Annotated in this window: 15 protein-coding genes; 7 read left to right on the forward strand and 8 right to left on the reverse strand. The window is 56.4% G+C overall.

Features of this window, described 5'->3' with window-relative positions:
- On the reverse strand, window positions 1-714 hold a 714-nt coding region (locus tag ACT3R7_RS19380), incomplete at its 3' end, for a hypothetical protein (RefSeq protein ID WP_496199385.1).
- A gap of 299 nt (window positions 715-1,013) precedes the next feature.
- Between ACT3R7_RS19380 and ACT3R7_RS19385 the strand changes: the two genes are divergently transcribed.
- Window positions 1,014-1,442, forward strand: a complete 429-nt coding sequence (locus ACT3R7_RS19385; RefSeq protein ID WP_193092814.1) for a GNAT family N-acetyltransferase — start codon at window positions 1,014-1,016, stop codon at window positions 1,440-1,442.
- A gap of 100 nt (window positions 1,443-1,542) precedes the next feature.
- Entirely contained in the window at window positions 1,543-1,818 is a 276-nt protein-coding gene (locus ACT3R7_RS19390) for a hypothetical protein (protein WP_193092815.1), read from the forward strand.
- Window positions 1,819-2,009: 191 nt separating this feature from the next.
- Here the strand turns inward: ACT3R7_RS19390 and pgi are convergent, their stop codons facing one another.
- The 4 genes from pgi to ptsP all read right to left on the reverse strand — a co-directional run bounded on the left by pgi (window position 2,010) and on the right by ptsP (window position 9,457).
- A complete protein-coding gene (pgi, locus tag ACT3R7_RS19395) occupies window positions 2,010-3,671 on the reverse strand; it encodes a glucose-6-phosphate isomerase (RefSeq protein WP_193092816.1) in 1,662 nt (553 codons plus the stop codon).
- 187 nt (window positions 3,672-3,858) lie between these two features.
- Window positions 3,859-5,598, reverse strand: a complete 1,740-nt coding sequence (locus tag ACT3R7_RS19400; RefSeq protein WP_193092817.1) for a PTS fructose-like transporter subunit IIB — start codon at window positions 5,596-5,598, stop codon at window positions 3,859-3,861.
- Window positions 5,595-6,560, reverse strand: a complete 966-nt coding sequence (gene pfkB, locus ACT3R7_RS19405) for a 1-phosphofructokinase (RefSeq protein WP_193092818.1) — start codon at window positions 6,558-6,560, stop codon at window positions 5,595-5,597. Before pfkB ends, ACT3R7_RS19400 begins: the two co-directional genes overlap by 4 nt.
- Entirely contained in the window at window positions 6,560-9,457 is a 2,898-nt protein-coding gene (gene ptsP, locus ACT3R7_RS19410) for a phosphoenolpyruvate--protein phosphotransferase (protein ID WP_193092819.1), read from the reverse strand. The genes pfkB and ptsP overlap by 1 nt, the downstream gene beginning before the upstream one ends.
- Before the next feature lie 105 nt (window positions 9,458-9,562).
- Here ptsP and cra point away from each other — a divergent pair, with 105 nt between their 5' ends.
- A complete protein-coding gene (gene cra / locus ACT3R7_RS19415; RefSeq protein ID WP_264298949.1) occupies window positions 9,563-10,648 on the forward strand; it encodes a catabolite repressor/activator in 1,086 nt (361 codons plus the stop codon).
- 21 nt (window positions 10,649-10,669) lie between these two features.
- On the opposite strand, the gene ACT3R7_RS19420 is transcribed toward cra, so the two are convergent.
- A complete protein-coding gene (locus tag ACT3R7_RS19420; RefSeq protein ID WP_192539623.1) occupies window positions 10,670-11,143 on the reverse strand; it encodes a methylglyoxal synthase in 474 nt (157 codons plus the stop codon).
- A 3-nt stretch (window positions 11,144-11,146) separates the two neighbouring features.
- A complete protein-coding gene (gene pyk, locus ACT3R7_RS19425; RefSeq protein WP_193092821.1) occupies window positions 11,147-12,622 on the reverse strand; it encodes a pyruvate kinase in 1,476 nt (491 codons plus the stop codon).
- 256 nt (window positions 12,623-12,878) lie between these two features.
- On the opposite strand from pyk, the gene gap reads away from it, so the two are divergent.
- From gap to ACT3R7_RS19445, 4 genes are all read left to right on the forward strand, one after another.
- Window positions 12,879-13,883 (forward strand): type I glyceraldehyde-3-phosphate dehydrogenase, encoded by a 1,005-nt coding sequence (gap, locus tag ACT3R7_RS19430; RefSeq protein WP_192539621.1) that lies wholly within the window; start codon window positions 12,879-12,881, stop codon window positions 13,881-13,883.
- Window positions 13,884-14,078: 195 nt separating this feature from the next.
- Complete coding sequence (locus ACT3R7_RS19435) at window positions 14,079-14,600, forward strand: DUF3455 domain-containing protein (protein ID WP_193092822.1); 522 nt, start codon at window positions 14,079-14,081, stop codon at window positions 14,598-14,600.
- A 112-nt stretch (window positions 14,601-14,712) separates the two neighbouring features.
- Entirely contained in the window at window positions 14,713-15,321 is a 609-nt protein-coding gene (locus ACT3R7_RS19440) for a sigma-70 family RNA polymerase sigma factor (protein WP_318782785.1), read from the forward strand.
- A complete protein-coding gene (locus ACT3R7_RS19445; protein ID WP_193092823.1) occupies window positions 15,318-16,058 on the forward strand; it encodes an anti-sigma factor in 741 nt (246 codons plus the stop codon). The genes ACT3R7_RS19440 and ACT3R7_RS19445 overlap by 4 nt, the downstream gene beginning before the upstream one ends.
- A gap of 58 nt (window positions 16,059-16,116) precedes the next feature.
- Here the strand turns inward: ACT3R7_RS19445 and ACT3R7_RS19450 are convergent.
- Window positions 16,117-16,537: TrkA C-terminal domain-containing protein (locus tag ACT3R7_RS19450; protein ID WP_496198839.1), on the reverse strand; the 421-nt coding region annotated here is incomplete at its 5' end.

The raw sequence follows: 16,537 nt of genomic DNA on the forward strand, positions 1-16,537 counted from the left end.
GTTAATACTGCCGCTGACGACACTGACGCTATTCGCGGTAGCGGGCAACATCTGGCCGAGCGCAGAGTAAAGCGCTTTGGATGTTGATTGGGCAAGCGAGCGGTCTAGCTTGGCCATATCCTCCTCGGCTTTTTTGAGTTCGCGACGCGGTTCTTTGTCTTCTTCACGTAGACGAATCTTCAACTCATTGATGGTTTCCCGAAGCTCTTTTCTTGCATCGGTCAGAATACTACGCAAAGCATGTTCGCTGGCGCTGATGGGCTGTGAGCGGCTGTCATCACGCAGTGAAGAGGTCGCGAGCGCCAAGGTCTCATCTGCCGTTTTCTCAATAGTGTCACCTGATTCCAGGGTCTGCTCTTTCTTCAGCTCATCACCCATCTCAACGGAGATAGAGGCTTCAGCGCTGGCAAGTGCTGTTTCAGCGCCGTGGGTGTCTGCGCTTGCGCCTTCATTTTGCGCGCTATCTGGAGAAGACGCCTCGGAAACGTTACTTGCAGGCTGGGCGGCGTTAACTGTGGCAGAAACAAGGGGACCAGCACCTGTATTACTGCCTGAGCCGCTTAATTGCCGAGCCGCCACACCTAGCTCGCGCGCGATACTCTTAAGCTCACTGGCCATGGATTTAAGCTGTTCTGGCGAAGCAAAGCGCATCATTGCTTTAAGCGTTTCCAACCGCTGTTTTAAAAAACCGACCTTTTGCGAAGCATTCTGCATCGCAGACTCTTTGGGGCTTGGCAATGATGCCAGCGCTTCAAACGCTTCTTTCTGTTTTTGAGCTGTTTTGTCTCCTGGTCGTCAGCACGGGTTGCTGCTGCCGACAAAGGCTGGCCCGCTACACGCACTGCTGTCGGCCCTGACGCAGGGTCGCGGCGAGTATTTAGCATGGTAAAATTGGAAAATCCGATCTTCATGGGCGGTTCCTGCTTATTGTTAATTTTAATTATCGGCCTTGTTGCGGTTATCTTTAGTTAATGTGCATGCCCGTTTTATCCATATAGCAAGGGGGAATGCAAATGCTTAGGCGCAAGGCTCGGAAAGACGATGGTGCCGTTGTCTGGCACATTTATCGCAGTGCCTATCGGGAAGTTGTCGAGCGTCAGTTTGGTGTCTGGGAAGATAAGCTTCAAAAGTCAGCTTTTGATGAAAAATGGTGCCAGGGTGGTTTTGAAGTGCTTACGCTGAATGGTGAGACTATCGGTGCTGTATGGATAACGTGGGAAGAAAATTTGATTCAACTGCGGGAAGTGTTTCTGGCCCCCGATCATCAGGGGCAGCGGGTGGGTTTCCAGGTTTTGAGCGAGATATTGGCTAAGGCGCGATATGAGGGGCTTGTGCTGCGGCTTAGAGTTCTCAAGCAGAGCCGGGCCGTTAGGTTTTACGAACGACTGGGTTTTAAGCACTGCGGCGAAACAGTAACGCAGTACTGGATGGAAGCCGTTTGAAGGGGCTGAATGAAGCGCCAGATTGTTGTGTGCAAGACAATATTGCTTCATCTAAAGAGAGACGCTAAGTTAAATTATTTTTTAATAAAGCGAGGTTCGTATGGCCAGACCGGATAAATCGAGAAAAATGACCGTGCTGAATAGCGTGGGTAGCCTGTCTTTACTGAGTGCCGTGATATACATGCTTTTCGCAGGGTTTAATTTATTGGGTCTGGTGGTTTGCGGTATCGCGCTTTCAGCCGTTGCTACGCCAGTTGTAATGCATGGCGATGGTATTTTCGAGATGCTAGTGGGGCTTTTCGAAGCTCTTTTCGAGGGGGTAATGGCCGTTTTAGAGGGCATATTCAGTATTATATCTGCATTATTCAGCTGGTGAATATTTATGAACACGTATCCGCCGCGGTGTGCAGCTGGTTCTACGTGAAGATACTGAAAAGAGTATAAGAGTTCGATGCCCTGAGGCTGGATTAACGCTGCAGTTGGCTCAGGCCAATGATACTGATTGAGAAAAACGCCCTGAAATTAGTCAAGGCGTTTCAGTAGTGGACCCAGCGATGTCAACTCAGCTTATCCCCCTTTCTTGGCCGGTTTCTCGGCGCTTTTGCACTGACCACTCTTTACCGTGTCGCCACCCGGAAAATGCGCCCGCACCAACTCCAACAACCCCTGCGTAGAAGCATCAAAATCAGCCGCATTAGTATCAATACGTTCACTGATTTCACCGGCGATGCGTTTGCCGAGCTGGACGCCCCACTGGTCGAACGAGTTGATGTTCCAGATGACGCCCTGCACGAATACCTTGTGCTCATAAAGCGCAATAAGCGCGCCGAGGTTTCGGGGGGTGAGTTCGTCCAGTAGCAAGGTGCTTGACGGGCGGTTGCCGGGGCAGCTGTAGGGGTCGTGCTGGCTGAGTTCATTACTATTGCCCTGGCTGCCTTCCATAAAGGCGTTGGCCTGGGCGAGCATGTTGGTCAGTAGCGCGAAGTGGTGATCCTCTACGCCCGGCTCGGGTTTGAGCGAGGCGATAAAGTCGATGGGCACGTAGCGGGTGCCCTGGTGCAGCAGTTGGAAAAACGCGTGCTGACCGTTGGAGCCGGTCTGGCCCCACACAATCGGCCCGGTCTTGTAGTTGACCGGGTGGCCGAAAATATCCACTGACTTACCGTTGGACTCCATATCCAGCTGCTGCAGGAAGGAGGGCAGCTGGTTCAGCGCCTGGTCGTAAGGCACGATGGCCTGGGTTTCGGCGCCGATAAAGTTGATGTACCAGATGCCGATCAGTGCCATCAGTACTGGCATGTTCTGGGAAAAGGGCGCCTCGATAAAGTGGCGGTCCATCTCGTGGGCGCCTTCCAATAGCTCGATAAAGCCGTCAAAGCCGATAGACAGCGCAATCGGCAGGCCGATGGACGACCACATGGAGTAGCGACCGCCCACCCAGGCCCAGAACTCGAACACGTTCTCTTCGCGAATACCGAATTCCATCGCCGCTTTGCGGTTGGTGGAAGCCGCCACGAAGTGGGCGCCTACATCGGCATCCTCACCGGCGTTCTCCAGAAACCAGCGCCGGGCCGTTTTGGCATTGAGCAGCGTTTCCTGGGTGGAAAACGTCTTGGTCGAGACGATAAACAGTGTGGTGGCCGGGTCCAGGCGCGAAAGCACCTTTTGGATATGCGTGCCGTCCACGTTGGAGACAAAGTGGAAATGCATCTCCGGGTGGCGATATTTAAGCAGCGCGCGCACGGCCATATTGGGGCCTAGGTCCGAGCCGCCAATCCCGATATTGACCACGTCCTTGATCGCTTTGCCGCTGTAACCTTTCCATTCACCGCTGCGCACCGTTTCCGAGAACTGCTTGATCTGTTCGCGGGTGCGGGTTATCTCCGGCATGACGTCTTCGCCATCCACATACACCGGTTCATCACTTAGGTTACGCAGTGCGGTATGCAGTACCGGGCGATTTTCGGTGACGTTGATAATATCGCCAGAGAACATCTGTGCCCGGCGCTGCACCAGAGCGGAATGGTTGGCCAGCTCAATCAGCTTATCCAGCACGTCTTCTGAAATATGGTGCTTGGAGTAGTCCAGAAACAGGCCGCCTACCCGCAGGCTCATTTTGTCAAAGCGCTGTGGGTCTTGACGAAAATAATCGCGAATACGGTCGTTGGCGGTTTTATCGCGCAGGCGTTCAAGCGCCTGCCAAGTGACACTGCGGGTAAGTTGGAACATAGGGCGGTCCGTGGTTGTGTATCAGCCAATGGCCGTGATGTTATTTGTGTAAAAATACTACATAAAAAGCGCGAGGGGGCAAATAGATGCCCATAATTCATGTTTAGGAAGTAATAAAACAAGTAGGGAAGATAAGTAGATATTGAGAAAGGCAGGAACATCCTGCCTTTCTAAGGCTAAACGATGTTTAGCTTGCCACCGCAACCTGCGCCGCGCCACGCTTGAGCATCGCGTAGCTTAAACCGGTCACCAGCGAGCCCGCCACAATCGCGCCCAGGTACAGCAGGGCGGGGGTAATGGCGTTGGGAATCAGCAGCACGAAGATACCGCCATGAGGCGCCATGAGTTTGGCACCCACCAGCATGGAAAGCGCACCGGTGATGGCTCCACCCGCGATGCAGCAGGGAATGACCCGCAGCGGATCCTTGGCGGCAAACGGAATGGCGCCTTCACTGATAAAGCACAGGCCTAATACAAACGATGCTTTGCCCGCTTCACGCTCCGGTACAGAGTACTTGTAGCGCGCCACAAAGCTTGCGATACCCATTCCAATAGCCGGTACCATGCCCGCTGCCATAATCGCCGCCATCGGGCCGTAGGTTTCTGACGCCAGCAGGCCCACGCCAAAGGTATAGGCCGCTTTGTTGATCGGGCCGCCCAGGTCAAAGCACATCATGGCGCCCAGCAGAATGCCCAACAGCACAGCGTTGGTGGAATCCAGCGATGCAAGGAAGCTGGTTAAAGCGTTCAATAACGCCGCGACCGGCTCGCCGACTACGTAAATCATCACCAGGCCGGTCACCAGGCTTGCGACCAGCGGGATAATCAAAATAGGCTTGAGCGACTCAACGCTTGAAGGCAGTTTCACATAGCGGGTGATCGCCAGGGCGACGTAACCGGCCAAAAAGCCAGCCAAAATGCCGCCGATAAATCCCGAACCAATGTTGGCGGCCAGCATGCCGCCAATCATGCCTGGTGCAATACCCGGGCGGTCGGCAATCGAGTAAGCGATATAGCCCGCCAGTACCGGGATCATCAGCGCGAACGCGGTACCGCCACCAATCTGCATAAGCGCCGCGGCCAGCGTACCTTCCTGCTCAAAGGCCTCGATACCGAACATGAACGATAGGGCAATCAGCAGGCCACCCGCGACGACCATGGGCAGCATGAACGATACGCCGGTAAGCAGGTGCTTATACACGCCTTTCTCTTTCAGGCTTTTGCCTTCAGTTGAGGACGCATTAGATGCGCCTGCACTTTCCAGCGTGGCCTGGGCCAGGGCGTTTTCAATCGTTGCCTGGGATCTTTTCAGTGCCGTACCGGTAGACGTACGGTAAACGCGCTTGCCCGCAAAGCGGGTAGGATCCACTTCAATATCGCAGGCCAGAATCACCACGTCAGCGGCGGCAATTTCGTCATCGGTGAGTTTATCCTGAGCACCCACCGAGCCTTGAGTTTCTACACGAATAGCGTGTCCCATGGCTTTGCCCGCTTCAGCCAGCGCTTCAGCCGCCATAAAGGTGTGGGCAACGCCGGTGGGGCAGGCAGTGACGGCCACGATGCGCTTTTCACCTGGTGTGGTAATGGCTTCGCTAACCGGAGGAACTTCTGGCGGCGTGTAAAGCGGCGCCTCGCGCTTGGCGGTGGCTAGAAAGGTTTCCGGGTTGGGCAGTGCCTGGGCTATAGGCGCCTGGTATAAACGCTTACCTGCAAAGCGTTCGGGGGCCGGTACGTGATCCGCCGCGACCACGATTAAATCAGCGTGGGCAATTTGGTCGGCGTTAGCCGTGTCTACCGGGGCCAGCTCACCATGCATTTCGACATGGACTTTCCAACCTTGGCGTTGGGCGGCCTGTTCCAGGCGCCGAGCTGCCAAAAAGGTCGTGGCCATGCCGCTGGGGCAGGCGGTAATTAAGATGATATTCATGAAGTTCCCTCGGCGCTGCAGGCGTGCAGGCGCTGGACCTGAGTACGTTGTAGAAGTAAGGCAAAGTCGTTGGCATGGGTATTACCCACGCCTACATGGCGAACCGATTCGGCAGAAAGTGCTGTGGCAAACCGTAAGGTTTCTTCACTACTGTGCTGGCTAAACAGGCCATGCAGCATGCCAGCCACAAAGGTGTCGCCTGCGCCCACGGTATTGGCCGCCTGAACGTGGGGCGGCGTTGATTGCCAGGCACCGCTCGCATTCACCCAGATAACCCCTTCAGCCCCGGCAGAAAGCAGCGCCTGGCCGACGCCTGCTTGATGAAGGTGCGTTGTAGCGCTTACCCGCTTGGCGTGATTATCCAATGCTTCACCGGCCCATTCGGCAAGCTCAATCTCGTTGGGTTTAACGGCCTCGGGGCCTACCTCAATAGCACGCAGCAGAGCTTCACCGCTGGTATCGACCCATAGCGGCACGCCTGTGGCTTTCAGGTGAGTGAGAAACTCACTAAACGCCGCGAGGCTTAATCCCGGCGGCAGGCTGCCGGCTACCAGAATGGCGTCAACCGGGGCTTCGTTTAACTGCTGTTCAATGGTGCTCAGCAGGGCGGTAATTTGAACCGCGTCTACGCCAATGCCTGGGCCGTTGATGTCGGTTACTCGACCACTTTTTTCCGCCAATTTGGCGTTAATGCGGGTTTCGCCCGGCACGCGGACAAACGCATCCGTCACGCCCATGTGCTTAAACGCCAGTTGGAAAGGGCCATCGTTATCGCGGCCTAAAAAGCCGCTGACCACTAAGTCATGGCCCAGTGAAGCCAGCACGCGTGCGACGTTAACGCCTTTGCCTGCGGCTTCCAGCTGCGCGTGTCTGGAGCGGTTAACCGCGCCTAGTGCTAGCTCTTCAAGATCAAATGCCAAATCCAGCGCCGGATTAAGCGTGATGGTCATTACCCGCGCCATTAGCGTGCCTCCAGCGCATCGCGCACGGCAATGCTGGTGGCCCGGCTAAGCGCTAGCTGGGCGCAGGCCTGGGCATCGGCCAGGTCAAACTCGCGCAGGCGGGCTTTCACCAGCGGGATTTGTCGGGCGCTAACCGAAAGCTCATCCACCCCAAGCCCGACCAGAACCGGGATAGCCGCGGTATCAGAGGCCAGTTCACCACACACGCCGACCCATTTGCCTTGAGCGTGGGCGGCTTCAACGGTCATCTGGATTAAGCGCAGTACCGCCGGATGCAGTCCATCGGCCTGAGCGGAAAGCTCCGGGTGGCCGCGATCGATCGCCAGGGTGTACTGGGTGAGATCGTTGGTACCAACTGAGAAGAAGTCCACCTCGGCGGCAAGCGTGGGTGCGAGCAGGGCGCTGGAAGGAATCTCGATCATCACGCCCAGCTGCACGTCGCTTGCCCGCTCGGCTGCAGGAATCTCGGCTAGCAGGCGATCAAAAATCGCCTTGGTGGCGCGGAACTCGGCGATGTCCTTGACCATCGGCAACATGATGCGCAAGCGTCGCGGCGTATCTTCAGAACCCGCTACCGGAGCTGCCGCCATCAGCAGGGCGCGCAGCTGGGTTTCAAGTACGTCGGGCTCGGTCAACGCCAGGCGAATACCGCGCAGACCCAAGAACGGGTTGTCCTCCTGGGGTACTGGCCAGTAGGGCAGAGGCTTGTCGCCGCCGACATCCAAGGTACGTGCCACCAACGGGCGGCCGTTTAATGCATCGATAGCCTGGCGGTACTCGGCGGTTTGCGTGGCAAGGTCCGGCGCGCTTGAGTGGGCCATAAACAGGAACTCGGTACGCAGCAGGCCAACGCCTTCTGCACCGCGCTCCACAGCGTCTTCCGCGTGGGCGGTGTTACCCAGGTTAGCGGCAACCTCAATAAGGTGGCCGTCGCGGGTCTGGGCAGTTTCAAAACGCCGCTCCCAGGCATCGGCTTCACGCGCCTGTAAATCAAGCAAATGCTGCTCGGCGCGGCTTAAACGCTGCTCAGAAGGTGAGGGGATAACCCGGCCTCGTTCGCCATCCAGAATCATCATGCTGGCGTTGGTTAGTGCCATCACCGCTTTGCCTGCGCCAACCACTGCCGGTATGCCCAGCGCACGGGCCAGAATAGCGCTGTGGGCTGTGGCGCCACCGCGCTCGGTTAAAAGACCCCGCACGCGCGAGGTATCCAGGCGGGCAACATCTGAGGGGCCGATATCGTCCATTACCAAAATGTAGGGATGGTCAGGCGGCTCGGGCAGTTGAACGTCGCACAGAATACTCAGCACCCGCCGACCCACATCGCGAAGGTCAGTGGCCCGCTCGGCAAGCAGGCGGTCCGCGAGCATTTCCTGGGCGTGGGCGGCGGTTTCAATGGCATCCCACCAAGCGGCTTCTGCCGAGCGGCCTTCGCGAATAGCGTCTTCGGCGGCGCGGTGAAGCTCGGGGTCGTCCAGCATCTCTTCGTGCATGGATAAAATATCGGCGACTTCGCCGCCAGCGGCGTTACGCACTAGGGCTTCCAGCTGGGCAATGCCTTCCTGAATAGCATTATGCAGCCGAGTCAACTCGCGGTCAGGGTTGTCGGCCTGCTCGGCGTAATCAAAGTGCTGAGGGCGAATAACAAATACCGGTGCAATCGCAAGCCCGGGTGACGCGGCAATCGCCGTATGTGGCGTATCGGCTGCCAAGGGCTCGACGATGGCTTCCTGACTGGTGGGGCGGGGCGCCAGGCGCTCACGGCCGCTGTCAAAGGGCGTTACTTTTTCACCCAGGCCGCCTTCGATGGCTTCCGCCACGTTGGTCAGCGCCTGCTGGGCGTCGGCGCCTTCGGCTGACAGTACCAGCCACTGACCGCGGCGTGCGCCCAGGCCAATCACTTTGGTGAGGCTGGCCGCTGAAACGCTTACAGGGCTGCCTTCCTCCAGGCGGACGTTAATCGCCACCGCCTGTGCACGGGCCGTTTGCACCAACTGTTTGGCCGGGCGGGCATGCAGCCCGTGAGGATTTAAAACACGCACCCGCTGGGTATGCGTATTGGCCGTTTCACCCGCTAGCAGGGCCAGCACTTGGCATGCATCGGCTTTCAGCAGCGCCTTGCTATCAGCGTTTTCAAGTACGGCCTGGAGTTGCTCCAGTAGGGGGCGGTGGGCGTTGCCCTGCGCGGCCAGACAAAACAGCCCGTGTACGGCATGGCTGTTTTCTTCCAGGTTCGTTTCAACCGGGGTTGCCATGCCTAGCGCAGGGTTTTGCACGCCGCTGGCGCTGCTGGCAAGCCAGAAACCTTCACCCAGCCAAATCGGTGGTTTCGCGGCGATATCAGCAATAAAACGGTTATCCACGCAGCCGCTTTGGCGCAAACGGGCGGCGGCTGCCAGGGCCAGTTCCTGGACGCTTTGTGCCGGAAACTGTAGGCACAGGGTGTCGCTATCAAGCTTCGGTGCGGGCACTGATTTAGACAGCAGGCGGGCGACGTCCTCGGCGGAGCTGGCAGCGGCAAGCTCTTCAGCAACGCCGTCACGGTCCAGCACATGGGTCAGGGCGCGCAAGATATCCAGGTGTTCGTCATTTTGTGCCGCAATGGTTACCAGCACATACACCCGATGCCCATCGTGCCATTTTATACCTTCAGGAAACTGCAGCACCCGAACGCCGGTACGCTTAACGTGCTGACGGCTTTCGGGCGTGCCGTGGGGAATAGCAATCGCGCTACCCAAGTAAGTAGACGACTGCGCTTCACGGGCATGCAGGCCGTCACGGTAGGCTGAGCCAACCAGCCCCGCGTCGGTCAGCACCCGGGCGGCCTCATCCAGTGCCGCTTGCCAGCTATCGGCATGGCGATTCAGCAAGATGTCATTAGGGCCGAGTGTAAGCATGCATTTCTCCTGTAAAGACGAGTCCGGTAGCGACTCGACCGCGACGCAAGCGTGCGTTGGCGCATCGAGTTTTCGGATTGAACGATGCTTGTGGTTTATGATGATATGCTGAAACGATTCAGCAAAAGGTACAAGGGGTGTGTTTTTAGACTTTGGTGGGGGTGTAGTCAAGGCGCTGTTACACTTCGCAGGCTTATAAGGAGAAAAAACATGACATTAGCCGATATCGCCCGGCTTGCCGGTGTTTCGCGCACCACGGCCAGCTATGTCATCAACGGGCAGGCGGAACAGCGTCGTATCAGTGCGGCCACGATTGAAAAGGTGATGGCCGTTGTCCGTCAGCATCAATACCAGATCGACCCCCAGGCAGCGGCGCTGCGCCGTGGGGCGAGTCGCTTACTGGGGTTGATTGTTCCTGATCTGGAAAATATCAGCTACGCCCGCTTGGCTAAACGCCTGGAGCGTGGCGCGCGCGAGCAGGGCTATCGGCTGCTGATTGTAAGCTCTGATGACTGCGCACAAAGCGAGCGCGCCCTGGCGCTGGCCCTACGTGCCCAGCGCTGCGAGGTGCTGATTACCGCCAGCTGTCTGGCCGATGACGACCCGTTTTACATGGATTTAGCCAACGACGGCTGGGCCGTGGTAGGCGTGGACCGGGGGCTTGATCGCCAGCATTTTGTCAGTGTGGTCAGCGATGATTATGACGCCGCCGAAAAGCTAACCCGCTCGGTGCTTAACGAAAATACCCGGCGAGTCGCCTGGCTGGATGCCATGCCGGGGCTTTCAATTAGTCGTGAACGCCGAGCCGGTTTTAAGGCCGCCTTAAAAGAGCAGGGCATAGAAGCAGTCTGTTTGAGCGCAGAGCATTACGAGCGCAGTGAGGCAATGGTGCTTGCGCAGCAGTTGCTTAATCAACCCGAGGGTGTGGATGCGCTGGTAACGGCTTCGTATACCTTGATGGAAGGCGTCTTCGATGCGTTTTTAGAGCGCGGCGGGCTTTCCAAACATATCCGGCTGGCCACCTTTGGCGATCATCGCCTGCTGGATTTTTTGCCTGAGCCGGTCAATTCGGTGCTTCAGGATTATGACCGCATTGCGGCGTTAACGCTGAATAGCGCTTTGGAGGCTGCCCAAGGCGGTCGTCGCGTTGGGCAGCAGGTTGTCAAACGGCATCTTTTCAAGCGGGCTTAAAGCCCGCTGAAGCAAGAAGCGTTAAGCGCGGGCACTGGCCCAGGCGTTGGCGTCGGGTATCGACATATCGTAGCTTTCGCTTAAATAGGGCGAAGAGAGCATAAAATCGGCGCTCGCGGCGTTGCAGGCCACCGGTACGTTCCATAGTGCTGCAAGGCGCAACAGCGCTTTGACATCGGGGTCGTGAGGCTGCGGGGCGAACGGGTCCCAGAAGAATACCAGCACGTCGAGCCTCTGCTCGGCGATGCGCGCACCAATCTGCTGGTCGCCGCCGAGTGGCCCGCTCATCAATCCTTCAACCGTTAGGCCTAATTGATCGGTTAAGCGTGCAGCCGTAGTGCCCGTACCCATCAGCTGATGCTGACGCAGCGTATCCTGCCAGCGTGTGGCCCACTCCAGAAGCTCCCCTTTTTTACCGTCATGGGCAATCAGTGCAATACGCTTTTGAGCGGGTAGGGTACGCAGCGCCTGGCGAGGCGGTCGGGCATCGTTCATTGATTACTCTCCTGTTTCAGGCTCGATGGCGATAATCTTCATGGTATTGGTGCCGCCATGGGCATTCATATGGTCGCCGCGAGTAAGAATGATATGTCCACCGGGGCGCGCCAATCCATAAGCTTTAAGCAATTTTAGCGCTTCCTGGTTAACCTCGGTGGGTTCCATCTGCGTGGTATCGAAGGGAAGCGAAACCACGCCGCGATAAAGTGCCATGCGCCGCTGGGCAATAGGGCTATGGGCCAGGCCGACGATGGGCAAACCCGAACGAATGCGTGAGGCGATCAGCGGCGTGTAACCGGTGGAGGTCATGCAGGCAATCGCGCTGACGCCGGTTAAATGGTTGGCGGCGTACATGGCCGAAAGGGCGATGGTTTCATCCATGCGCTCAAAGCCTTCATGCATGCGGTGACCGGACGACTGCGCCAGCCGCTCGCGCTCGGCGCCTAGGCAAACCCGGTCCATGGCTTCAACGGTTTCTACCGGAAATTCACCAGCGGCGGTTTCGGCGGAAAGCATGACCGCGTCGGTGGCATCCAGCACGGCGTTAGCCACATCGAACACCTCGGCGCGGGTCGGCAGCGGCGATTCGATCATCGATTCCATCATCTGGGTCGCGGTAATCACCGCACGGTTAAGTGTACGGGCATGCTTGATGATGCGCTTTTGGGTGCCAATTAACGCTTCATCGCCTATCTCTACGCCCAGGTCGCCGCGGGCCACCATGACGGCTTCTGAGGCGATGATGATGCCATCCAGCGTTTCGTCATCCGCAACCGCTTCGGCGCGCTCCAGCTTGGCGACCAGGCCGATCTCTTTGCCTTCTTCGCCCAGCAGTGCGCGGGCTTCCTGCATGTCGGCTGCCGAGCGCGGAAAGGAAACCGCCAGATAATCCACACCGATTTCCATGGCGGTTTTTAAATCGGCTCGGTCTTTATCGGTCAAGGCCGGGGCGGAAAGGCCGCCACCCTGTTTGTTGATGCCTTTGTTATTGGAGAGCTTACCGCCCACATGTACGTTGGTGTGTATTTCCTGGCCAACAATGGAGGCTACGTCCAGCACCACGCGGCCATCATCCAGCAGCAAACGGTCGCCGGGGGAGACATCATCAATCAGCGCCGGGTAATCACAGCCCACACGCTCACCGTTACCGGCATGGGTATCGATCGCCATGTCTATAATAAACGATTGCCCTGCTTCCAAATGAATAGGCCCTTCAGCAAAGCGGGCGATACGGATCTTCGGGCCCTGTAAATCGCCCAGCGCGGCAACGCATTTACCTAAGCGCTGCGCGATATCGCGAACGTCCTGCAGCCGGCGGCGATGATCGTCAGGTGAGCCGTGAGAAAAGTTAAGGCGAACCACGTCGACCCCTGCCTTGATCATCGCTTCGAGCACGCCTGGGCGGTCGCTGGCAGGGCCTAAGGTGGCAACAATCTTGGTACGACGAAGCGGCAGAGGTGAGTTCGATGAATTCATGGCGGGTTCTCCTTAAGTATTGCTAATAAATCGTAAAAACCAGCGTAGCCAGGGATCAGAATATTGATGCAATTGTCATCATGAAGGTATAGACGGCCCTGGTGATATTATAGTAATTTTACTACATATAAATTGAAGATTAGCTAAAAAATAACTGGTTTCAGCCATTTTAAGCTTTTTAGGCGCTATTAAAGTGTCTTTTTGGTAATTTTTTTACCGAAATGAAGCCGTTCACCACTAAGCGTGAGGTGTCAGTATGACTATCAGAGTTGCTATTAACGGGTTTGGCCGGATCGGTCGTAACGTACTTCGAGCGCTTTATGAAAACCGCTACCGCGAGCAAATTCAGGTGGTAGCGATTAATGATTTGGGCGACCCGTCGCTAAATTCACATTTACTGCGCCACGACACTGTGCATGGGCATTTCCCTTTCACTGTAGAGCACGATGCGGAAAGTATCAGTGTCGATGGGGATCGCATTGCTATCTCGTCAGAGCGCGACCCTGCCAAGCTTCCCTGGGCCTCACTGAATATCGATTTGGTCATGGAGTGCACGGGGCTATTTACTAAGCGTGACGCGGCTGCCAAACACTTGGAGGCGGGCGCCAAGCGGGTGCTGATCTCAGCGCCCAGCCCCGATGCTGACGCGACAATTGTTTACGGTGTGAATGACACTATTTTGACTGCTGAACACAAGGTGGTGTCTAACGCGTCCTGCACAACCAACTGTCTGGCGCCAGTGGCCAAGGCGTTAAACGATGCGGTGGGTATCGAGAACGGTCTAATGACCACGGTTCATGCCTACACCAATGACCAGAATCTGTCAGACGTCTATCACTCTGACCCGTACCGCGCACGTAGCGCGACGCACTCCATGATTCCGACTAAAACTGGGGCCGCCGCCGCGGTTGGATTGGTGCTGCCCGAACTTGAAGGCAAGCTGGATGGGTTGGCGGTACGTGTGCCGGTAATTAACGTGTCGTTGGTGGATCTGACCTTTACCGCAGGCCGTGACACCAGTAAGGAAGAGATCAACCAAATTGTTGAAAAAGCCGCCGCCAATTCGAGTGTGCTGGCGGTGAACGCTCAGCCACTGGTGTCTATCGATTTCAACCATGACGCGCATTCATCGACATTTGATGCTAACCACACGCGTGTGAACGGGCGTTTGGTTAAGGTGATGGCGTGGTACGACAACGAGTGGGGTTTCTCCAACCGCATGCTGGATACGGCGATCGCCATGCAGGCAACCGCTGTGTAAGCGTTTAGCGTTCGATTAGCTGTATTCTCAGCGCTGTTAGAAGGGCCGTTTTACCAAACGGCCCTTTTGTTTTTAGCGTATTTAAAAAAGTATTAAAAAAATTTAAAAAGACTGCATCCAAAACGTCTCCTCGCGTGTATTCCCTATACAGCCGCTATTTACGGTGGTTGATAATAATCCTTTAGGAGACTGAATATGACCATTAATCATCTAACGCGTACTGCTTTGGCCGCCGCTGTGATCGCATCCTTCAGTCATGCCGCTCTGGCCGAAACGCCAGCGGATGTCCAGGTACCGGACGGCAACACCGTTGCGCTTGAAACCGTAGGTGTTGGTGCAATTACCTATATGTGTGAAACCAATGATTCTGGCGAGATGGCGTGGGTTTTCAAAGGCCCTCATGCCGCGCTAAACGATAACGATGGCAGCCAGGTAGGCAGCTACTATGGTCCCCCGGCTACTTGGGAAGCGCTGGACGGTTCTAAAATTACCGGCACCCAGTTAGCCACCGCACCTAACGGTGATGGCAATATTCCTCTTCAACTAGTAGAAGCCAATCCTGCTGAAGGTGAAGGCGCAATGACCGGCGTTAGCTACATTCAACGCTTGAATACCGAAGGCGGTGTAGCGCCAGACGTTGCTTGCGATAGCGACCATGACGGTGCTACTGCGGTAGTTACCTATCAAGCTGACTATATTTTCTGGGCAGCTGAATAAGCAGTAAGAAGTTAATTTAAGTTACGCTAGGGGCTCGTGCGTCGTGCCCCTAGCGGCTATGCTAACTGGATGTGCGGCAAGCGATATTGGCGCGCCACCAGGGAGCTAGGTTGTGACAAACATAGGTATTAAAAAAGTCGATGTGAAAAACGTCGATGTGACTGACGTAACCAGCGAATTTGACTATGTTGCCGTGCTTGCACGCTGTGCACGCGGTGATCATGACGCCCTTCACCAACTCTATGCAAAAGAGGGCGCTGCACTGTTAGGTGTTGTGCTTCGAATCGTTAAAGACCGGGGTATGGCGGAAGATATCGTGCATGATGCCTGCCTGAATATCTGGCAGCGTGCCGATAGCTTTGATCCTGCAAAGGGATCAGCGCGAACCTGGATTTTTAGTATCGCGCGCCATCTTGCGCTTAATGCGATTCGCTACCGGGACCGTGAAGTCAATGTCGACCACAACGATCCTTCCGAATTTGATCATGATGAAACATTCCAGCATGCCTCGCGCGTTGAGGAAGCCTATGATTGGCAAACCGGCCAACGTATTGATGAGTGCTTGGAACAACTTGAAACAGAACGGCGTAACTGCGTGCTTCACGCCTATGTAGACGGCTTGAGCCATGCGGAAATTGCCGCTCATACGGGCGCACCGCTAGGCACCGTTAAAGCCTGGATTAAGCGTAGTTTGCTGCGCCTACGGGAGTGTATGGCATGACCCGTCTCAGTCAGCACGAACATGAATATGATGATGACCATACCTTGGCGGGCGAATACGTACTCGGCACCTTGCCGCTTAATAAGCGCCAGGAAGTGGAAGCGCGTCTGATACACGATGAGGCATTACAAAAAGCCGTTGCCGCCTGGGAAGACCGTTTTCAACCTTACACGGCGCTTACTCAACCGGTGACACCTTCGGACTACCTGTGGCCGCGCATCAAGCGCAGTTTGAACAGCTCGTCAGTTCAAACGCCTGTGCCGGACGTTGTGCCCGTAAGGTTACCGCGTCGGCGTTTCATCAACAGTCTGCCGGTATGGCGTGGCGCTGCAGGGCTTGGCATTGCTGCCGCTCTGGTTATGGGAATTATGCTCGCTAATAACTCGCCGGTGCCCGCCACGCCTGAATATATGGTAGTGCTTTTAGCGCCGCAAACGCAGTCGGCAGGTTGGGTGGTGCAGGCCTCAACGCGCCAGAGCGTTCAGTTGATACCGCTGGGCACCTTTGCAGTGCCGGAAGGCAAGGCGCTTGAGTTCTGGACAAAAGCAGATGACTGGCAGGCGCCCGTATCCCTGGGGTTGGTAGAGCCGGGTGAGCCTATCAATGTCAACCTTAACGAGCTGCCGCCGCTGCAAGATAACCAGCTGTTTGAGCTGACGCTTGAAGAGGAAACCGGCTCGGCAACCGGCTTGCCCACCGGCCCCATTGAGTTTATCGGCAGGGCGGTGGAGATCTAAGCGGTTAGGGGCTTGGTTTAAAAAGCCTGTTTACAAGAACCTGTTTACAAAAACCTGGTTAAAAGAATGTCAGGCCCACCTGGAACAGGCGTTCCACATCACGGATGCGGCGCTTGTCGATCACAAACAGAATCACGTGGTCACCGCTTTCCACCAGGACATCGCCGTGGGCGATAATGACTTCCTTGCCGCGCACAATCGCGCCGATGGTGGTGCCGTCCGGCAGATTGATCTCGCGGATGGTACGGCCCACCACCTTGGAAGATTGCTTGTCGCCGTGGGCGATAGCCTCAATGGCTTCCGCCGCCCCACGGCGCAGCGAGTGCACGTTGACGATATCGCCGCGGCGCACGTGGGTTAAGAGGCTACCGATAGTCGCCTGCTGGGGAGAAATCGCGATATCGATATCGCCGCCCTGCACCAGGTCCACATAAGCAGCGTTATTGATCAGCGTCAGAACCTTTTTGGCCCCCAGGCGC

Origin of the sequence: Halomonas sp. AOP43-A1-21 (assembly GCF_052376775.1) — a bacterium.
Classification (GTDB): Bacteria; Pseudomonadota; Gammaproteobacteria; order Pseudomonadales; family Halomonadaceae; genus Vreelandella; species Vreelandella colorata.

Bases quoted from the DNA above. Each gene is read 5' to 3' on its own strand.
- ACT3R7_RS19385 (WP_193092814.1), top strand. From the start codon at position 1,014: ATGCTTAGGCGCAAGGCTCGGAAAGACGATGGTGCCGTTGTCTGGCAC.
- ACT3R7_RS19390 (WP_193092815.1), top strand. From the start codon at position 1,543: ATGGCCAGACCGGATAAATCGAGAAAAATGACCGTGCTGAATAGCGTG.
- pgi (WP_193092816.1), bottom strand. From the start codon at position 3,671: ATGTTCCAACTTACCCGCAGTGTCACTTGGCAGGCGCTTGAACGCCTG.
- ACT3R7_RS19400 (WP_193092817.1), bottom strand. From the start codon at position 5,598: ATGAATATCATCTTAATTACCGCCTGCCCCAGCGGCATGGCCACGACC.
- pfkB (WP_193092818.1), bottom strand. From the start codon at position 6,560: ATGGCGCGGGTAATGACCATCACGCTTAATCCGGCGCTGGATTTGGCA.
- ptsP (WP_193092819.1), bottom strand. From the start codon at position 9,457: ATGCTTACACTCGGCCCTAATGACATCTTGCTGAATCGCCATGCCGAT.
- cra (WP_264298949.1), top strand. From the start codon at position 9,563: ATGCTGAAACGATTCAGCAAAAGGTACAAGGGGTGTGTTTTTAGACTT.
- ACT3R7_RS19420 (WP_192539623.1), bottom strand. From the start codon at position 11,143: ATGAACGATGCCCGACCGCCTCGCCAGGCGCTGCGTACCCTACCCGCT.
- pyk (WP_193092821.1), bottom strand. From the start codon at position 12,622: ATGAATTCATCGAACTCACCTCTGCCGCTTCGTCGTACCAAGATTGTT.
- gap (WP_192539621.1), top strand. From the start codon at position 12,879: ATGACTATCAGAGTTGCTATTAACGGGTTTGGCCGGATCGGTCGTAAC.
- ACT3R7_RS19435 (WP_193092822.1), top strand. From the start codon at position 14,079: ATGACCATTAATCATCTAACGCGTACTGCTTTGGCCGCCGCTGTGATC.
- ACT3R7_RS19445 (WP_193092823.1), top strand. From the start codon at position 15,318: ATGACCCGTCTCAGTCAGCACGAACATGAATATGATGATGACCATACC.